This window comes from Methanoculleus sp. UBA430, assembly GCF_002506585.1.
GTDB lineage: Archaea > Halobacteriota > Methanomicrobia > Methanomicrobiales > Methanoculleaceae > Methanoculleus.
In genome coordinates this window covers 154,906-171,101 of record NZ_DAXW01000009.1, presented here as the reverse complement: position 1 = coordinate 171,101, position 16,196 = coordinate 154,906, and the positions used below count along the sequence as shown (strand labels likewise).

Annotated in this window: 21 protein-coding genes and 2 tRNA genes; 13 read left to right on the top strand and 10 right to left on the bottom strand. The window is 60.1% G+C overall.

Annotation, left to right across the window (positions count from 1 at the left end):
- Positions 1 to 2 precede the first annotated feature (2 nt).
- The 6 genes from BRA49_RS07065 to BRA49_RS07040 all read left to right on the top strand — a co-directional run bounded on the left by BRA49_RS07065 (position 3) and on the right by BRA49_RS07040 (position 2,341).
- The gene (locus BRA49_RS07065; protein ID WP_292384698.1) at positions 3 to 704 is read left to right on the top strand and encodes a ribosome assembly factor SBDS; all 702 of its coding nucleotides are present in this window, start codon (positions 3 to 5) and stop codon (positions 702 to 704) included.
- Positions 705 to 759: 55 nt separating this feature from the next.
- On the top strand, positions 760 to 1,050 hold the full coding sequence (locus tag BRA49_RS07060; protein ID WP_292384697.1) for a 50S ribosomal protein L37ae: 291 nt from the start codon (positions 760 to 762) through the stop codon (positions 1,048 to 1,050).
- Positions 1,051 to 1,056: 6 nt separating this feature from the next.
- Positions 1,057 to 1,188, top strand: a complete 132-nt coding sequence (locus BRA49_RS07055) for a DNA-directed RNA polymerase subunit P (protein ID WP_250987419.1) — start codon at positions 1,057 to 1,059, stop codon at positions 1,186 to 1,188.
- The gene (locus tag BRA49_RS07050; RefSeq protein WP_292384695.1) at positions 1,185 to 1,589 is read left to right on the top strand and encodes a hypothetical protein; all 405 of its coding nucleotides are present in this window, start codon (positions 1,185 to 1,187) and stop codon (positions 1,587 to 1,589) included. The genes BRA49_RS07055 and BRA49_RS07050 overlap by 4 nt, the downstream gene beginning before the upstream one ends.
- Complete coding sequence (locus tag BRA49_RS07045) at positions 1,589 to 1,831, top strand: KEOPS complex subunit Pcc1 (RefSeq protein ID WP_292384694.1); 243 nt, start codon at positions 1,589 to 1,591, stop codon at positions 1,829 to 1,831. The genes BRA49_RS07050 and BRA49_RS07045 overlap by 1 nt, the downstream gene beginning before the upstream one ends.
- A gap of 144 nt (positions 1,832 to 1,975) precedes the next feature.
- The gene (locus BRA49_RS07040) at positions 1,976 to 2,341 is read left to right on the top strand and encodes a prefoldin subunit beta (RefSeq protein WP_292385242.1); all 366 of its coding nucleotides are present in this window, start codon (positions 1,976 to 1,978) and stop codon (positions 2,339 to 2,341) included.
- An 8-nt stretch (positions 2,342 to 2,349) separates the two neighbouring features.
- On the opposite strand, the gene BRA49_RS07035 is transcribed toward BRA49_RS07040, so the two are convergent.
- Both BRA49_RS07035 and BRA49_RS07030 read right to left on the bottom strand, forming a co-directional pair.
- The gene (locus tag BRA49_RS07035; protein ID WP_292384693.1) at positions 2,350 to 3,537 is read right to left on the bottom strand and encodes an RNA-guided endonuclease InsQ/TnpB family protein; all 1,188 of its coding nucleotides are present in this window, start codon (positions 3,535 to 3,537) and stop codon (positions 2,350 to 2,352) included.
- A 168-nt stretch (positions 3,538 to 3,705) separates the two neighbouring features.
- A complete protein-coding gene (locus tag BRA49_RS07030) occupies positions 3,706 to 5,205 on the bottom strand; it encodes a 2-isopropylmalate synthase (protein WP_292385240.1) in 1,500 nt (499 codons plus the stop codon).
- 192 nt (positions 5,206 to 5,397) lie between these two features.
- On the opposite strand from BRA49_RS07030, the gene BRA49_RS07025 reads away from it, so the two are divergent.
- The 3 genes from BRA49_RS07025 to BRA49_RS07015 all read left to right on the top strand — a co-directional run bounded on the left by BRA49_RS07025 (position 5,398) and on the right by BRA49_RS07015 (position 6,610).
- Positions 5,398 to 5,504 (top strand) — tRNA-Tyr (locus tag BRA49_RS07025).
- A gap of 16 nt (positions 5,505 to 5,520) precedes the next feature.
- A tRNA-Asp gene (locus BRA49_RS07020) sits at positions 5,521 to 5,593 on the top strand.
- A 522-nt stretch (positions 5,594 to 6,115) separates the two neighbouring features.
- Positions 6,116 to 6,610 (top strand): HEAT repeat domain-containing protein, encoded by a 495-nt coding sequence (locus tag BRA49_RS07015; protein WP_292384692.1) that lies wholly within the window; start codon positions 6,116 to 6,118, stop codon positions 6,608 to 6,610.
- 51 nt (positions 6,611 to 6,661) lie between these two features.
- Here the strand turns inward: BRA49_RS07015 and BRA49_RS07010 are convergent, their stop codons facing one another.
- Complete coding sequence (locus BRA49_RS07010; protein WP_292384691.1) at positions 6,662 to 7,390, bottom strand: PP2C family protein-serine/threonine phosphatase; 729 nt, start codon at positions 7,388 to 7,390, stop codon at positions 6,662 to 6,664.
- 66 nt (positions 7,391 to 7,456) lie between these two features.
- A complete protein-coding gene (locus tag BRA49_RS07005) occupies positions 7,457 to 8,395 on the bottom strand; it encodes a radical SAM protein (protein WP_292384690.1) in 939 nt (312 codons plus the stop codon).
- A gap of 302 nt (positions 8,396 to 8,697) precedes the next feature.
- Here BRA49_RS07005 and BRA49_RS07000 point away from each other — a divergent pair, with 302 nt between their 5' ends.
- Entirely contained in the window at positions 8,698 to 9,327 is a 630-nt protein-coding gene (locus BRA49_RS07000) for a type IV pilin (protein ID WP_292384689.1), read from the top strand.
- A 56-nt stretch (positions 9,328 to 9,383) separates the two neighbouring features.
- Positions 9,384 to 9,830 (top strand): universal stress protein, encoded by a 447-nt coding sequence (locus BRA49_RS06995; protein ID WP_292384688.1) that lies wholly within the window; start codon positions 9,384 to 9,386, stop codon positions 9,828 to 9,830.
- Here BRA49_RS06995 and BRA49_RS06990 read toward each other — a convergent pair.
- On the bottom strand, positions 9,820 to 10,395 hold the full coding sequence (locus BRA49_RS06990; protein WP_292384687.1) for a DUF99 family protein: 576 nt from the start codon (positions 10,393 to 10,395) through the stop codon (positions 9,820 to 9,822). The genes BRA49_RS06995 and BRA49_RS06990 overlap by 11 nt on opposite strands.
- Positions 10,396 to 10,434: 39 nt before the next feature.
- Here BRA49_RS06990 and aglJ point away from each other — a divergent pair, with 39 nt between their 5' ends.
- Entirely contained in the window at positions 10,435 to 11,361 is a 927-nt protein-coding gene (gene aglJ, locus BRA49_RS06985; RefSeq protein WP_292384686.1) for an S-layer glycoprotein N-glycosyltransferase AglJ, read from the top strand.
- Here aglJ and BRA49_RS06980 read toward each other — a convergent pair.
- The 5 genes from BRA49_RS06980 to BRA49_RS06960 all read right to left on the bottom strand — a co-directional run bounded on the left by BRA49_RS06980 (position 11,344) and on the right by BRA49_RS06960 (position 15,392).
- Positions 11,344 to 11,874 (bottom strand): aldolase, encoded by a 531-nt coding sequence (locus BRA49_RS06980; protein ID WP_292384684.1) that lies wholly within the window; start codon positions 11,872 to 11,874, stop codon positions 11,344 to 11,346. The two genes, aglJ and BRA49_RS06980, sit on opposite strands and share 18 nt — an antisense overlap.
- Positions 11,875 to 12,081: 207 nt before the next feature.
- Entirely contained in the window at positions 12,082 to 12,732 is a 651-nt protein-coding gene (gene npdG / locus BRA49_RS06975) for an NADPH-dependent F420 reductase (RefSeq protein WP_292384683.1), read from the bottom strand.
- Positions 12,733 to 12,736: 4 nt separating this feature from the next.
- Entirely contained in the window at positions 12,737 to 13,018 is a 282-nt protein-coding gene (locus tag BRA49_RS06970; RefSeq protein ID WP_292384681.1) for a thioredoxin family protein, read from the bottom strand.
- A gap of 62 nt (positions 13,019 to 13,080) precedes the next feature.
- Entirely contained in the window at positions 13,081 to 14,541 is a 1,461-nt protein-coding gene (locus tag BRA49_RS06965) for a preprotein translocase subunit SecD (RefSeq protein WP_292384679.1), read from the bottom strand.
- A complete protein-coding gene (locus BRA49_RS06960) occupies positions 14,538 to 15,392 on the bottom strand; it encodes a protein translocase subunit SecF (RefSeq protein ID WP_292384676.1) in 855 nt (284 codons plus the stop codon). The genes BRA49_RS06965 and BRA49_RS06960 overlap by 4 nt, the downstream gene beginning before the upstream one ends.
- A 365-nt stretch (positions 15,393 to 15,757) precedes the next feature.
- On the opposite strand from BRA49_RS06960, the gene BRA49_RS06955 reads away from it, so the two are divergent.
- Positions 15,758 to 16,072, top strand: coding sequence for a DUF2551 domain-containing protein (locus BRA49_RS06955; RefSeq protein WP_292384675.1), 315 nt, complete (start codon positions 15,758 to 15,760; stop codon positions 16,070 to 16,072).
- The last annotated feature ends 124 nt before the right edge of the window (positions 16,073 to 16,196 follow it).

Sequence of the window (16,196 nt, the reverse complement as noted above, 5' to 3'; positions counted from 1 at the left end):
CTATGATACCTCTGGACCAGGCAGTTGTAGCACGGCTTGAGAGTTACGGCGAACGGTTTGAGGTGCTTGTCGACCCCGACCAGGCTCAGCGTATCCGGCAGGGGGAGGACGTCGACCTGGAGGACGCGGTTGCAGCCGACTCCATCTTCTCAAACGCCGCCCATGCCGAACGGGCATCCGATGAATCTCTCCTGAAGGTCTTCAAGACGACTGAGTTTGAAGAGGCCGCCATACGGATCATCAAGAAGGGCGAGATCCACCTCACCTCCGAACAGCGCCGCCACCTTATTGCAGAGAAACGGAGCCGGGTCGTCACGTTCATATCGAGGAACGCCGTCAACCCGCAGACCGGGTTCCCTCACCCCCCGCAACGCATCGAACTCGCCATGGAGGAGGCGAGGGTGAGCATCGATCCCTTCAAATCCGTCGAGGAGCAGGTCAAAGAGGTGATCAAGGCACTCCGGCCGCTTCTCCCCATCCGCTTCGAGGAGATCCGCATCGCCGTGAAGCTCCCGCCGGATTACGCCGCGAGAGGCTACGAAATCAAGAACGCCGGGATGCTCGAACAGGATGAGTGGCAGAAAGACGGTTCCTGGATCGCCGTCGTCAGGATTCCAGCAGGCATCCAGGAAGAGTTCTATGACCTGGTGAACAAAATTTCAAAGGGAAATGCAGAGACCCGGATCATCGAACGCGTGTTGTGAGTAACTATATTAGTCGCCAACGCAAAAATTATAGGACATATCAGAGGTACGCGAAATGGCAAGCCGCAAACAGAGTGCAAAGGGCAGGGTAGTCGGAAATTCCGGGCGCTTTGGCCCGAGGTATGGCCGGTTTATCCGCAAGAGAGTGAACCAGATCGAGACGGTCTCCCGCGCGAGTCACACCTGCCCCCGCTGCGACCAGGCAGCGGTCAAGCGTGAGGGAACGGGTATCTGGACGTGCCGCAAGTGCGGGTTTAAGTTTGCGGGCGGCAGCTACGTCCCGGAGACGCCCGCGATGCGCGTCGCTACACGGAGCATCGAGCGCTCGCTGCAGAAGGAGGGCTAATAGGTCGTGGCTGCCTATAAGTGCGCTCGTTGCAAACAGAAAGTGGAGATCGACGTCAATATCCGCTGTCCCTACTGCGGGCACCGCATCCTCTTCAAGGAACGCGGAGCCGCGATAAAAGACCTGAAGGCTCGATGACGGTCGTCACGACGTCACGTAAACCGGTCCCCGAGGTGCGCTCCCTCGCCCGGGACCTGGCGTTCGCGGCCGGCGCCGAGTATCTTACCCGGGGCAAGGCGGGCATGGGCGACCTTTTCGCCCTTGACGGGACAATTGTGATCGTCTCCCGTTCAGGTCCTTTTTTTCTCATCCAGGCCTTCTCAGATGGTGAACCGGCGGCGGAGATCACGGTTAAGTCATTTACGGTCACAGAGCGTCCCGGAGTGATCGCCCGCGGGCTCTTCGTCTCGGACCGTTCCGTGTATGAGGCCCTCAAGGACTACCTCAACGTTCTGTTCGCCGGGGAAACCATCCCGGACCACCGTATCGTCTTTGACGGAACGCAACGGAAACGGTACACCCTGAAGGTTCTCCCTTGATGCATACGGCAGTCTTCCGGTTCACCGCCGACGACGCCCGCGCCCTCTACCTCTCGGTCTCGCGGGAGATGGACGACGTGGGAGATCGGTCGTCGGCCCGCGTACGGCTCGTGGGCGACGATACGCTCGTCCTCGAGGTGATAGCCACCGATATCCCGGCGCTTCGGGCGGCCCTCAACACCTGGCTGCGGCTGATCACCATAGCGATCGAGATGCGGGAGATCGCTGCCCCGTCCGGATGAATGAGATCCCCCTTCTCCGAACCCTCACATTTAATGAGTTCCACGTCCCTATCATGTAAAGAGATGGCAGAGGACGGAGCGTTCTCTGTCGGTTACCTGAAATATTGTTACCAACTTTGTCCCGTTTCAGGAGGGTTGATGCATATGGAAAATATCCCACCAAAGGTCCAGAACCAGCTGGCGATGCTCCAGCAGATGCAGCAGCAACTGCAGACTGTAGTCTCGCAGAAAGCACAGTACGAACTGACGATCCGCGAAGCCCGGCGGGCGGTCGAGGATCTGGCCGACGTCCCCGAGAACGCGGCGGTCTTCATGAACGTCGGCAGCGTCATGATGCAGAAGAGCAGAGAGCAGGTACTCGCTTCCTTAAACGAGCGCGTCGAGACGCTCGAACTCCGGGTCAAGTCGCTCGAGAAGCAGGAGAAGGCCCTGCAGGGCAGGTTCGAGCAGCTCTCTTCACAGATCCGGGGCGCGCTCGAAGGAAAACAGCAGCCTCCCGGCGCTACCTGAACAGTGAACTACCCCGCCCTGAAGGGCGGGGCTTCCTGCTTCATGGCCAACACTTGCACCACAGAGATGTGATGGAGAGGTCTCGGCTCCACCGGCTCGAAGGGCTGTTCCATCCCCACGCGGTGAATATTCACCGCAGCATTGTAATCTCGATCGGCAACAAACCCGCAGTATGGGCAATCGTGAACTCTCACCGAGAGATCCTTCGTCACGATACTTCCGCAGTTTGCACACAGTTGCGTCGTATCTCGGGGATCGATTTGAATGAAGTTCGTACCAGCACTTTCAGCCTTGTACGAGAGGTGAGAATAGAATCGTCCCCACGACGCACTGTGGATACTTCTCCGGAGCCCGCGAGATGTGCCGTGCTCTTTCAGATACTTGATATTCAGGTCTTCAACACAGATCGTTGCATAGGTGTCAACATACTGACGAGAAAGTTTGTGCAGGAAATCGTTCTTCTGGTTCGTGATATGTTCATACGCCTTCTCCAGTTTCCCTTTTGCCTTCTTCCAGTTTATCGAGAACCGTTGTTTCCGGGCAATACTCTGGTGTAACTTCTTGATCCGGTCAAGTGAGTGCTCATAGAACCGGGGGTTCTCGATCGCCGCACCGTCACTATCGACTGCAAACGAGTTCAGACCGACATCGATCCCGACAGATCTCCCTTCTCGTTTCGATTCAGAGACCTTCTGTTCCGCCTGAACGATCACATACCATCGATCCCCAGAACGGGTGATCAGAATACCCTTCACCTTTCCGGTGTAGGGTCGGTGCATGGTGAAGGGAATTGTTCCAATCTTCGAGAACGTAATCGAACTATGCTCACGGTCGATCTTGAACCCGGACTGGTTATAGTTGAGCGTCCGGTACCGGACTGCACTCTTGAACCGGAGTTTGCCGATCTTCCGTCCTCGTTTCTTTGTCTGCGAGAGTGCGGCGATGTTGCTCCAGAGGGTGGCGTTCACCATCTGAAGTACTTTGGAGTACACGTTCTTCAGAGACGGACTCTCATCCTTCAGGGTGACAATCCGCGCCTGCGTTCCTCGCATTGTCGGAGCGATCCCGGCCTCTCGTGCGGTATTGCACTCTTCGAGGAGTTTGTTGTAGAGCCACCGACAGGTATCGAGTGCGGCATTCAGCCGTGCCTCAGTGGTTGCGTCTGGATACGCTCGATACTTGTAGGAAATGAGCATAGACAAACAAGAGAGTTCATCTGAAATAAAATATACTTGATCCGTGCAGGGTGAAAGTGACGAAGGGCGGCTCCGCTTTCATCCCCACCCTGAACGGTGGGGACTTCCCGCTCCACCCCCTTTACCCCCACGAGTTAAATTTTTTTTAAAAATGTTGAAGTGAGATCTTCACTTCTCCTGCTCGCGGTCGAGCTTTCGCGTCCGGCAGACGAGGTTGATCGCGTTGATCACCGCCTCGACGGATGCGAGGATGATGTCGTCGCTTGAGGCGCTGGCATCGAAGACCCGGCCCTGCTCGTCCTCGACGGCGATGGTGACGTGCCCGATCGCATCGGTCCCTCCCGAGATTGCCTCTATGTTGAATTCCTTGAGCTGGACCGGGGCCGGGATGATGCCGAGGATCGCTCGCACGGCCGCATCCACCGGTCCGTTCCCGACGCTTGAGAAGATATGCTCAACCCCATCGACGGTTGCCATGACGCTGGCTGTCGGGATCACGTGATTGCCTGTCATAATGGCGACATCCTGGAGTTCCAGGGTCTTCTCGTCGGGTGCAAGTTGCATGACGCTTCCGGCGATCTCGTAGAGGTCAGCGTCCGTCACCCGCTTGCCCTTGCCGGCAATCGCCTTCACCCGCAGGACGATCTCGTCGAGCTGGGCATCGACGGGCTCCATATGCACCTCGGCGAGCATCTGCCTGACTGCATGCCTCCCGGCGTGTTTGCCGAGTTTCAGCCTGCGCCGGTGACCGACCATCTCCGGCGTCATGATCCCGGGCTCGAACGTATCCGACCGGGTGATGACGCCGTGGGAGTGAATCCCGCTCTCGTGAGCAAAGGCGTTCTCGCCGACGATCGGCTGTGTGGCGGGAATGCCCATCCCGGAGTAGCGCGAGACAAGCCTTGAGGTCTCGACGAGGCTCGTCGTCCGGATGCCGGTATCGATCCCGTAGATGGACGAGAGGATCATCACCGTCTGCGCGAGGTCGGCGTTGCCTGCCCGCTCGCCGATGCCGTTCACCGTCACCTGCACCTGGGAGGCGCCGGCCTCGACCGCTGCGATGGTGTTTGCCACCGCAAGCCCGAAGTCGTTGTGGCAGTGGACGTCGATCGGACACCTCACCTCCTGATCGATCCGGGAAATAAGGCGCTTCATGGTCGTCGGGGTGATCACGCCGACGGTGTCGGGCACGTTGATGACCGTGGCCCCGGCGTCCACCGCAACGCGGTATACCTCGATCAGGTAATCCCAGTCGGTCCTTGTCGCGTCCATCGCGGAGAACATGCACTGGCCGACGTGGTCGCGGGCATACGCGATGATATCGCCGGTGGCCTCGAGGACCTGCTCGCGGGTCTTCCTGATGGTGTACTCGCGCTGGACGTCGGACGTCGGGATGAAGACATGGATCATATCGACGTCGCAGTCGATGCACGCGTCCACATCGGCCCGGAGCGACCGCGCAAGACCGCAGACCTGCGTCGAGAGATCGAGGCCTCTGATAGCTTTGACGATCTCGCGCTCGGCGTCGGAGGATGCGGGAAAGCCCGCTTCGATGGCGTGTACCCCGATATCGGAGAGCTGCTCTGCAATACCGAGCTTCTCTTCAAGCGTGAATGAGATGCCCGGCGTTTGTTCACCGTCGCGCAGTGTGGTGTCGAAAACAGTGATGTTCTTTTTCGCACGGCTATCGGTGAAGAAGACAGTACGCTTCAGCGTTCCTGGGTGCTTCAGCGTTTGTAGGGTTCATACATAGTCATTATCGGAGGTTGTATAAATAGGATAATGTTCCGGGCGCTGCATGGCCGGAGATTTCAGCGAAATGTTTAATTACTACGCTCTCTAACATTGTTAGAGCAGAGACCCGCCTTAACTCAGACTGGTAGAGTGCGCGGCTGTAGTATAGTCATCGCTCTCGGGCGAACTGCGCGGCTACCGCGATGTCCCCGGTTCGAATCCGGGAGGCGGGATCCAGCAACCAAGAGTGCCCAGGTAGTGTAGTGGCCTATCATGACGGCCTGTCACGCCGTCGACACGGATTCGAATTCCGTCCTGGGCGTCCATTCCTTTTACTTCTCTAGCAAGGAGCGGAGCGTGCACCATTCTCCTCTTTCCGCAAGGTGTTCTCCATACCGGGGCGGGCTGCGCGAACGACCCGAGGTCTTCCGGGAATCCCCAATCACTGTAATACGCCGGCCGATAGGATTAATAACTGTTATATAGAGGGACTTAATTTTATTTTATAAGTAAAATATATATACCGGGATGCAGTATCCGGTGTCATGCACGTTCTGGCAAAATGGGTTGAGAGCGATCGCGTATTCAATATTCTGGGAGCTCTCATCATCGGGACCGGTATCTTTGCTCTCGCAAGCCTGGCAATATATACCTGTGGATTTTTGATCTGACGGCAGATCAGGGAGACCCGGATCCGGGGGCATACCGGATCCCGGCATCCGCAAGGGCGGGCTTTGCCCCGTCTTCTGCCGCCCGCCAGCCCTGCGGCGGGAACGAAGGATCGTCCGGGGGTGGATGATCAACGCTTATTACCGATCCACCTCAACGTGTGATACGAGCGACCATGACAGGGATTACGGACGAACAGCACCTCTCAACCCTTCTCTCCCGGCTCTCCAACCCGGCCAAGGCGGTACGGGCTGAGGCAACAGCCATGCTCGCAGCCCTTGGTGAACCAGCCGTCCCCGCCTGTATTGCCTTACTGCAGGACCGCGACTGGAAGGTGCGCTACCGTGCGGCGGAGATCCTCGGGCTGATCGGCAACGGCGAGGCGTATGCGCCCCTCGATGCTGCCCTCGTCGACGGAAAGGATCATGTCCGCTATATGGCGGCGAAGGGGCTCGGACTGCTCGGCGACCGCCGGGCGGTTGCGCACCTCGGGGTGATGCAGCGCGACGAGAATGAGTTCGTGCGGCGGAGTGCTGCCTCTTCCCTCGGGAGGATCGCCGGTGAGGAGGCGATCGGCCTGCTTCGCGCGGCTCTGGAAGTTGAGGCGGCCGACGGTGTCCGTGCGGCAATCCTTGCAGCTCTTCGGGAAGCGGGAGCCGAGGGGGATTAGTACCTCGAAACCCGTGGGTTTCCTAACCTCACGACATGCCCGTCCGTCGCACTACGGGCGGTCGTCTCTCACTACGATCACGGTGATGTTGTCGGTGCTTGCCGCGGCCCTGGCAGCGTCGATCAGTTGCCGGCACGCTGCATCGGGTTCGTTCGCGAGGACAATCTCCTGGATGGTGCTCGCCGGGACAGAGTCGTGGAGCCCGTCCGAACTGATCACCAGGACCGCCCCGGCGAGTTCAACGAGGTCGAGGTCGACCTGCAACCGGGGCGCGAGGCCGAGCGCCTGGGTGAGGATGTTCTTCTTCGGGTGGAGCATCGCCTCGGCAGGGGAGAGCATCCCCGACTCCACCAGGCCCTGGACGTAACTCTGATCGCGCGTATGCCAGATGGACGACGGTGTAATGATATGCGTCCTGCTGTCGCCCACCGTACCGATCCAGCACCGGCCCGACTCACCGACGATCGCCGCCGAGAGCGTTGTCCCGGCGTTCAGGCGGTGTTCCCGGTTATAGGTGCAGATCTCGGTGTTTGCACGCTGGAATGCGCGTTCAAGCAGTGCGGCCGGTTCGGTCTCCAGGAACCCCTCGCCTGTAACCTCCGCGAGGATCTCGACCGCCATCCTGCTTGCCACGTCCCCGGAGGCGTGCCCCCCGAGCCCGTCCGCGACGGCAAATATGTGATACCCGGCCACCCGGTCGGTAACGAACGCATCCTCATTGCGATCCCGTCTCCCGAGGTCGCTCATCGCCGCATACCGGATTCCTGACTGTCCCTGCATTACACAATCCTCTGGGCGGCCTTGCGGGAATACCCTTTTGGTGGTGCATTGCCCGGGGAGCGTCCCTCACGGAAACCCCCGTGAGAGACCGTTCTCCTCTGCGCACCGGATGGCATACTCGTACTCCCGCGCGGTGATCGGGCGCTGGAGTGCTGCAAGCACCGGGCTCCTCCCTCCTTCGACCGCCCTCCACGCCGGGTGGTACTGGGCCATGATGTTCACGTAAGAGTCCCGTGAAATCTCGTCGGCGATGAACTTCATCACGATCTCGCTGGTCGCGAGGTTTCCCGGGAGCACCAGGTGACGGATGATCATGCCCCGCACCGCAATCCCGTCCCTGACGACGAGGTCCCCGACCTGCCGGTGCATCTCGCGGAGCGCCGCCCGCATCCGCTCCACGTAATTTTTGGCATGAGAGAGTTCCCATGCCACGTCGTTCCGCCCGTACTTCGCGTCTGGCATGTAGATGTCGATGACGCCGTCGAGGAGTCGGAGCATCTCTACGGAGTCGTAACCGCTGCTGTTGTAGACCAGCGGGATCTTCAGGCCCTGGAGGGCGGCGAGGGCGGTTGCGCAGAGGATCTGGGGGACGACGTGCGAGGGGGAGACGAAGTTAATGTTATGGCACCGGCGCTCCTGCAGGTGGAGCATGATTCCGGCGAGGTCTTCGTACGAGACAGCCGTGCCGACCCCGCACTGGCTGACCTCGAAGTTCTGGCAGAACTCGCACCGCATGTTGCAGCCGGAGAAGAATATCGTCCCCGACCCGTATCTCCCCACGAGTGGAGTCTCCTCGCCGAAGTGGGGGCTATAACTTGAGACCTCCGGGAGGAGGCCGGTCCGGCAGAATCCCAGTTCGCCTTCGATGCGGTTCACGTGGCACTCCTGGGGGCAGACGACGCAGTCGCGGAGTACCTCGTGCGCCTGGCGTGCCCGTTCCTTAAGTTCGCCGCTCCCGGAGAGGCGCAGGTATCCGGGCAGCTGAATTTCTTCCGCTTCAGCCATGACCCTCAATGGGCGTGGGGATGAAGAAGGTTAACCCTCACCCGTACCGATCCAGGGCTCTCTCGTTCCGGGTTCCCCCTGTCCCTGGTATGCCGGCTCTGGCCCCGGTATCCCGGAGTGCACTGAACAATATTTCCAGATCCCTCCCGCTGTTAACGGATATTTTTTGGCAATATTTATATCTCCAATAATAAATTTCTCATTAGCATATGCCCGGCGAACGTAACCGGTCCGGAGAGGCAGAGACTCGCTATCCCCCGGAACGGGCCAGAGATACAGCACGTGAACGGCTTAAAGGTCTGGTGATCCTCCCCAAGAGCGGGTCGTGCAATCGCCACGCTCGAGAGGAGGAGGTCCGTTGCCGTATCAAGGACCGGCCGCATGGCGGCTTCCGCGTTCCGCCGTGCCTCTCTCTCCGGCACGCCGCCGGAAGCGACTGCGCCCTCTCGCACACGCACGCCACACTCCTGATGGTTGTCATCACCATCATCCTCGCGGCTCTTGTCCTGCTGATGGTGCTCGCGATGATCCCCTCCTGGTCCTGGGCGGAGCCGGAGCTGCCCCCGATCATCATCACCGGGGTTCTGCACACCAGCGGGGAGACCGGGCAGATGACGTATGCCAGCAGGGTATTCCTCGTCAACAACGGCAGCACGGTCTACGAGAACGATCGTCTCAGGGCGGTCTTTTATCGGGATGGCACGAGAACTCGCACCGTCTCGACCCTGAACGGCTACCTCTTCATACCGACGCACCACTACGGGGTGAGACTCCTCAAGGGTCCGGGCTGCCGCACCCTCTACTGGAACCCCGGCGAGGAGATTGAGGTCGACCTTGCCGACAAAACGTTCGTTCCGGGCGTCATGGTCACCGTGGAGATCGAGGACAGACGGACCGGGAAAGTGATATCGAAGCACACCGTGGAGGCTTGAGGTCGAACGGCCCTCCGGAGACACCTATTTGTACCGGGACGTTTCTAAAGACTGGTATGTTCCGATTGGTACTCGTGGCGGTCGACGGATCGGAGATCGGCAACCGTGCACTCGCAGAGGCTCTTGACGTCGCCCGCGTCATGCATGCCGCCGTGCACGCCGTGCACGTCGTCCAGACCGGGATCTATCCCGCACTGATGCTCAACCAGCTCGAGCCCCCGGATATCGCGCAGCAGGCGGTCCTCGAGTCGCTCGAGCGTGAGGCGGACGAGATCCTTGCCGAAGCAGGGCGGCAGGGAACCGCCGCCGGTGTCCCGGTGACCACCCATAAGCGCCACGGGCATCCGGGAGCCGAGATCATCGCGCAGGCCCGGGAGGTCGAGGCCGATCTGACCGTGGTCGGGTCGCACGGGAGAGGCCGCCTCGACCGCTTCTTCCTCGGGAGCGTCAGTTCCTACGTCGTCGACCACGCGGAGTCGACGGTCATGGTCGTCAGGGGCTGACCTCGCACAGGGACGACCGGACGAGCCCGCGGGCGATGAGCCGGGCCACCCTGAGCGGTTCGGGCACCCGCCCTTCGTGCGTGAAGTCGTTGCAGACCTTTGCGGCGTCGCCGTGAGAGATGCCGTAGGGGCGGATGAAGAGGGTATACCCGGTATGGAGGGGGATGGGCGTCCGGCCGCCGAGCCGCAGGTACGCCTCGAGCCTCCCGGCGTCGCCCGGAAAGTGGCGGCGGATATCCTCCGCGAGTCCCTCCGACTCCTCGTAGGTGGTGACGATGACGGGCAACCCGGTCGCGTCCTGCACCGCCGCCGGGTCGATGATGTTATACCAGGCGATGACACTCCCGCTGATCATGATGAGGTTGATGTCCCGGCGAGCGAGATCGGTGACTATCCCGATGACCGCATCGGTCGCGTCCATCCCCCCGACGGTCACCCGGGCGAAGGCCGCTCCGTCGATCCGGAGATCCTTTCGCATGACGATGCCGGCAAGGGTGGACTGCTCCCTTCCCGAGTAACTCTCGGCGATACCGAGAGCGCGGAGCCCTGGTTTGGCTACGTGCATACGAAGCCCTTATGTGGCTCAATCGGATATAGTACTCCAATGAACATCGAGCACGACGAGGTATGCATCTTCATCCCCACGCTGAACGAGGCCCCGACGATAGCCGAACTGGTCGGAGAGTTCAGGGAGCGTGGTTTTCAGCATATCCTCGTCATGGATGGGAACAGCACCGACGGGACACCCGAGATCGCCCGGTCTGCGGGGGCGGTTGTCCGGACCCAGGCGGGAAAGGGGAAGGGCAACGCCATCATCGAGGCTGTGGAGATCATCGACCGCCCCTACGTCCTCATGCTCGACGGTGACGGCACCTACTCGCCGGACGATGCGGAACGGATGCTCGACCCTCTCGGCCGGGGGTTCGACCACGTCATCGGAGACCGTCTCGCCGAACCCGACGGGGGGGCCTTCACCCGGTTGAACCTCCTCGGCAACCAGCTCCTCAATCTCATGTTCCGGATTGCGCACGGCCGGGACCTCAGCGATATCCTCTCCGGCTACCGTGCCTTCACCCTCCACTCGATCCGGCAGATGACCCTCAGGGAGGCAGGGTTCGAGATCGAGACGGAGATGGCGGTCGAGGCGGTGCGGCACGGGCAGCGGATCGCGGTCGTGCCGGTCAGCTACCTCGCGAGGCCCGGCACCGTCACAAAACTGAACCCCCTCCAGGACGGTGCCAGGATCTTCTCGACGATATACCGGCTCGCGAAGATGAACAACCCGATCTTCTACTTCGGGATCATCGGCCTCTTCATATCGCTCGTGGGCGGGGTCATCGGCGTCTACGTCGTCCTCGAATGGCTCAGGAACATCGAGCACCTGCCGCTCACCATTCTCACGGTCCTCCTGATCACCATAGGGTTTCAGATCTTCATGTTCGGGGTTATCAGCGACATGCTTCTCGGGTTTCACCGCGAGACGACCCGCCAGATCGAGCAGCTGCAGAACGCCTCAAAGCCGCCCCGATAAGAAGAGGATGCGGCAGGCATACTCGGCGATCGAGGTGTAGATATATGCCTCGTCGAGTGTTTCTCCCGCGGCAAACGTCCCGTGCCCCCGGACGATGACGATATGGCCGTCCCGGAGTGCTGCCGCCACGTTCTCTGCAATCTCGTCGGTCCCGGGGCTCCCGGTGACGACCGATATTGTCGGGCAGAGCATCCCCCCCTCGCTGTCGGCCGGCCGGATGAGATCGGCATCGAGCGATGCAGCGACGGCGTGGACCGGGTGAGCATGGACGATCGCACAATGAGACGTCTCCCGGTAGACCGCCCGGTGGACCCGGTACTCGCTTGAGGCCTCACGCGGGGCGTCGCCCGCATCAGGCACATAGACCGGCACCTCCCGGCAGTCGAGGTACGCACCGGTCCGGGTGATGTACAACCCGCCCTCGCCGCGGACGCTCATGTTCCCGAAGTTCGCTCCGACGAGCCTTTCCTGAAAAAGCCGCTTTCCTATCCGTTCAAACTCCTGATCAAGCATCTTCTGCACCCGAGGCTATCGTACAGGATGGTTTGGCGTGGACCGGGATATGTGCATCCCCGGGGGTGGGCGGCGGAGCGTCGACGGGAGCCCGGTTCGGGAGAACGTGAAATCCGGTGTCCGTGTGCTATCATCTCTTGCGCTTCACCAGAATGAACAACGTGCCGGGGTCGGCTACCGGCTCTCCCCCCCGGCGGCAAAAAATGGTTACACAAACCTGATGCCGACGTCTTTTAACCTGTTGAAGCGGGCGATGTTCAGGAGGAGGGGCGTGACGCTCTCGACGACGGATGCGGCACGAAGCGGCCCCGCGTCGTAGGCGCGGAGGCGTGAGACGGAGTTGACGATCTCCATGACCGTATGCTTCGCGGAGTCGTCATCGCAGCAGACGGCGACGGAGTAGTCCAGTTCCTCATCGAGCGCCCGCCACTTTTCTGCGGCGATGTTGTTGAACGCGGCGCAGACTGTTGCATCCGGAGGAAGCAACCCCTTGATCATCATCGCTGCCGACCCCTCCGGTGGAGGGGCGTAGGAGAAGTGAGTCGTGCGCTCGATCGGGTTGACGGGGCTGACGACGATCTTGCCCTCAAACCCGGTCAGGGCTTTCAGGATAGGAATCACGTGCTTGAAGGGTATCGCAAGGATGACGATATCCGCCTCGTCGACCGCGCGCTGGTTGGAACCGCCGATGAGGCTGCACTCCTGATCGCGTTCATGCAGGGCCTCCCGGCAGGTATCGCAGGTTGCGATGGCCTTTGCCTCCTCGCGCGACCCCACGATCACATCGTGCTTCGGAGAGAGCCGGAGCGTCATGCCCTCCCCGATATCGCCGGTCCCACCGACGATGCCGATCTTCACCCACTTACACCAGTGGTTTCAGGATGCTCTCAAGCCTCGCAAGGTCCTGGACGCCGACCAATTTCTGGATAAGAGCTCCGTCTTTCTCGATGACGAGCGTTGGTACGAACTGGATGTCGTATTTCGCGGCATACTGCCGCGTCTGTTCGGAATCAACACCAACGTCGATCTTCCTGATATCGACCTGGTCACCCATCTTCTTCTTGAGCTCATCGATGATCGGTGACTGCTGGTGGCACGGACCGCACCACTCGGCGAAAAAGTCCATTAGAATCGGTTTTCCCATAACGCTGTACCCCATTCACACATTGTGTGTGAACGGGGCAATAAATGTTATTGGTTGGGGTGTTATTTCGAGAGGATCGCCATGATAATCTTTCCGTACGCAGGCCGTGTGACCAGGACGCCGATCAGGACACCGAGTATGGTGACAATGGCAAAACCTCTCAGGGTGGATAGGTCCATCAGCGCGAGCGGGAGCATGGCGATGAAGACCGTCGCCGCAGAGACGACGATGATCCCGAGCGCCCGTCCGTACCGCTTCATGTAAAGGTTCGGCGACGGGACACGCCCTTCGTGAAGAATCTCGTCCGTGATGATAATCAGCTGGTCGATGCCGGTGCCCACCACCGCTATCAGGCCGGCGATGGTGGCGAGATCGAGTTGCACGATGAACCGGGAGATGCCGAGCAGGATGACAATCTCAGAGACGTTGACGAAGAGCATGGGGAGAACGATCGAAGGCTCACGGTAGCGGTAGTAGACGACAGCCCCCACAGCGAGGAGCGCGAAGATTCCGGCAAGGAAGACGGTCGTCTTGAACTGCTCACCGAGCGCCGCCGGGACGGAACCGGACCCGACGATCTCCACGTTCACCGGCAAGGCGCCGGCCCGCAGGTGGATCTCGAGCGCCATCGCATCGTCAAGCCCGGTGTCACCGATCCCGGTGCTCGCGGAAAGCGACCTGACCGGGCCCGACCGGAGTTCCGCCGCAAGGTTCCCGGCGAGGGGAGCGTTGTAGACGGTCTTGTTGTCGAGGAGCATCACGAGGTGATGGCTTCCCGGGTTGTCGACCGCCCCATGCCGGAGGGCGGCCTCACGGAAGGCCTGGGCACCCGCATCGGTGAACGAGAACCCGACGCCCCACTGCTGGTTCTCGGGGTTCCTCTGCGGCACGCCGACGCTGGTGATCTGGTCCCCGTAGAGGACGTGCTCGGTCTCGTTTCCGGTGGTCTGGATCCGGATCTCGAACACACCCTGCTGGCCGACGATCTCCTGTGCCGTCGTCATATCCACGCCGGCGAGCTCTATCCGCACGTACTGCGGATACTCGCTCCCCGTCGGGGTGAGCAGGTTGATCCTGGCGTCCTGCATGCCGAGGGCGTTCACCTTGTCGCTCAGGATCCGTTTCACCTCGTCTGCGGTGAACGCAGATACGCCCTCCTGGTAGGTGACGATCGAGGCGCCTGATGCCGAAAAGATCGGTTCAAGGTCGGCACGGGAGACATTTTTGCGAATCTCGAGGTGGTCGCCGTCAATCTGGATAACCTCCACCTCGAGGCTCGTTCGCAGGTTCTCTATGAGGTCTTCGACCGATCCGTCGGTCGAGTATGCCACGACGACGGACTGGAACTCCATCTGCAGCCACGAACCGCCTTCGAGGTCGAGGCCGAACTGGAGGTTCCCTTCAAGCCCCTTCTCGGGGTTCGGGGGGGCCAGGTAGATGCCGACGAGGGAGCCGATCACAAGAAGGAGCAGCAGGGCCACACGCCAGTCTTTGACGAGATTGATGAAGGTTTCTCGGTTCATTTCTTACCGCTCCTGAGGATGTATGCTTTGAGAATCCCGGCGTTCAGCATCCAGGTGTTCATCATGTCGACGAGGAGCCCGATGATGAGGACGCTCGCGATCGCGCTGATGATCTGGATCTGTCCTGCCGTAGCGACGGCCCACATGGCGGCGATGGCCGCAAGCGTCGTGGTCGTCATGATGATCCCGGTCCTGAAGGCCCCGGAGAGTTTCTCGTCGAGTTTGCCCTTGCGCTTCAAGAGGCGCGTGGTCAGGAGGACGTTGCTGTCCGCAGAGTAGCCGATCAGCATCAGCAGGGCTGCCGTCGTCCCGAGGGAGAGCGGGATGCCGAGGACCTGCATCGCTGCGGCGGTGATGGCGATGTCCGAGATGGCCGCAAGGACGACCGCACCCGACGAGACCGGGTTCCTGTACGCGAGGAAGATCACGAGGGCCACCCCGATGAACGAGAATATCAGGGCGAGAAAGGCCTGACCCTGGAGGGTCTTTCCGAACGTTTCACCGATCTGGTCCACCTTTGCATCGGGGTAGTTCTCGTTGACGAGCGCGACGAAGTTCCGGTACTGGTCGTCGTCCATGGGGCCGAACTGGATGTATTTCCCGTCGCCGATCCCCTCGCCCACTGATAAGAGTGGATATTCGGCGAAGGTGGCCTCTATCGTCTCTCTGCTGTCAGAGGTAAATATCGTGACCGCCGTTCCTCCCGCAAAGTCGATGCCCGGTGTTAAGGGCATGCCGGTGGTGAGCGTGGTGAAGCCAAGCACGACCACGGCAAGGAAGAGAAGAACGAGAGGCAGCGCTATCATCTGCCGCGGAGAGAATTTGTTGATATCATATCTGGCAAATTCCATGCTGTATCAGTGTACGATTGTGAAAGGTTAAAGGGTTGCTCATGGATATACGGATGGAATCAGGATCTGCCCGGATAATGTCGGCACTCCCGGCGAGGGCTGTCCCCCCGGGGAGAGTGCCTTTGAGTGCCGCCCCGATGCATCTGCCGGAACGGGGCCCACAGGGACGCCCTCCGGACGCGAGAGATCTCAGGACGATCCCGGGGGAAAAGAAGAACGAAATCCTGTGACCGGATTTTTCGAATACATTCGTTTATACACTCTCTGCTCCGGTTTCGTCAGACAATTGTCGTCCTCCTGGCAGAATCTCCGATTTAATGATGGAAAAGAAAAGATATATATAAAATACCGAATCACAAGCACATATGAGATCGCCCTATGAGCTCAAAAAAGAGATAGAGACGCGACTCAAAGGTTATCTCTCACGAGACCGGGACGGAATCCGGCATGAGCTCCTCAACCTCTTCGTCAAGGTCAAATCTCTCACGATACCTCAGATCTACGGGAAGCTGCAGGAGCAGTTTTCCATCAGTTACCACTCCGTCGCATCCATGGTGGGCACGATCGCATCCCGGATAGGCATCCTGCGCGTGAGGCGGAACGCAGAGGGAACGAACACCATCTACGAGTTGAAAGAGCAGTACGTGGACGTAGTAACGAGTATCCTCGTGGCCACCTAGCACCCGGACACCATACCTCTTTTTTTACACTCAGAACAAACATGAATGACTACCATGCAGAGCGACATTGGGGAGTCAGGGCCATCACGAAGCATATCCGTCACAGAAGACGTCCGAACGTACG

Excerpts from the sequence above, each read along its gene's own strand:
- aglJ (WP_292384686.1), top strand. The coding sequence starts at position 10,435 with ATGAACATCGAGCACGACGAGGTATGCATCTTCATCCCCACGCTGAAC.
- BRA49_RS06980 (WP_292384684.1), bottom strand. The coding sequence starts at position 11,874 with ATGCTTGATCAGGAGTTTGAACGGATAGGAAAGCGGCTTTTTCAGGAA.
- BRA49_RS06990 (WP_292384687.1), bottom strand. The coding sequence starts at position 10,395 with ATGCACGTAGCCAAACCAGGGCTCCGCGCTCTCGGTATCGCCGAGAGT.
- BRA49_RS06955 (WP_292384675.1), top strand. The coding sequence starts at position 15,758 with ATGAGATCGCCCTATGAGCTCAAAAAAGAGATAGAGACGCGACTCAAA.
- BRA49_RS07015 (WP_292384692.1), top strand. The coding sequence starts at position 6,116 with ATGACAGGGATTACGGACGAACAGCACCTCTCAACCCTTCTCTCCCGG.
- BRA49_RS07065 (WP_292384698.1), top strand. The coding sequence starts at position 3 with ATGATACCTCTGGACCAGGCAGTTGTAGCACGGCTTGAGAGTTACGGC.
- BRA49_RS07035 (WP_292384693.1), bottom strand. The coding sequence starts at position 3,537 with ATGCTCATTTCCTACAAGTATCGAGCGTATCCAGACGCAACCACTGAG.
- BRA49_RS06960 (WP_292384676.1), bottom strand. The coding sequence starts at position 15,392 with ATGGAATTTGCCAGATATGATATCAACAAATTCTCTCCGCGGCAGATG.
- BRA49_RS06995 (WP_292384688.1), top strand. The coding sequence starts at position 9,384 with ATGTTCCGATTGGTACTCGTGGCGGTCGACGGATCGGAGATCGGCAAC.
- BRA49_RS07050 (WP_292384695.1), top strand. The coding sequence starts at position 1,185 with ATGACGGTCGTCACGACGTCACGTAAACCGGTCCCCGAGGTGCGCTCC.
- BRA49_RS07060 (WP_292384697.1), top strand. The coding sequence starts at position 760 with ATGGCAAGCCGCAAACAGAGTGCAAAGGGCAGGGTAGTCGGAAATTCC.
- BRA49_RS06965 (WP_292384679.1), bottom strand. The coding sequence starts at position 14,541 with ATGAACCGAGAAACCTTCATCAATCTCGTCAAAGACTGGCGTGTGGCC.
- BRA49_RS07045 (WP_292384694.1), top strand. The coding sequence starts at position 1,589 with ATGCATACGGCAGTCTTCCGGTTCACCGCCGACGACGCCCGCGCCCTC.
- BRA49_RS07005 (WP_292384690.1), bottom strand. The coding sequence starts at position 8,395 with ATGGCTGAAGCGGAAGAAATTCAGCTGCCCGGATACCTGCGCCTCTCC.
- BRA49_RS07040 (WP_292385242.1), top strand. The coding sequence starts at position 1,976 with ATGGAAAATATCCCACCAAAGGTCCAGAACCAGCTGGCGATGCTCCAG.
- BRA49_RS07010 (WP_292384691.1), bottom strand. The coding sequence starts at position 7,390 with ATGCAGGGACAGTCAGGAATCCGGTATGCGGCGATGAGCGACCTCGGG.
- BRA49_RS06970 (WP_292384681.1), bottom strand. The coding sequence starts at position 13,018 with ATGGGAAAACCGATTCTAATGGACTTTTTCGCCGAGTGGTGCGGTCCG.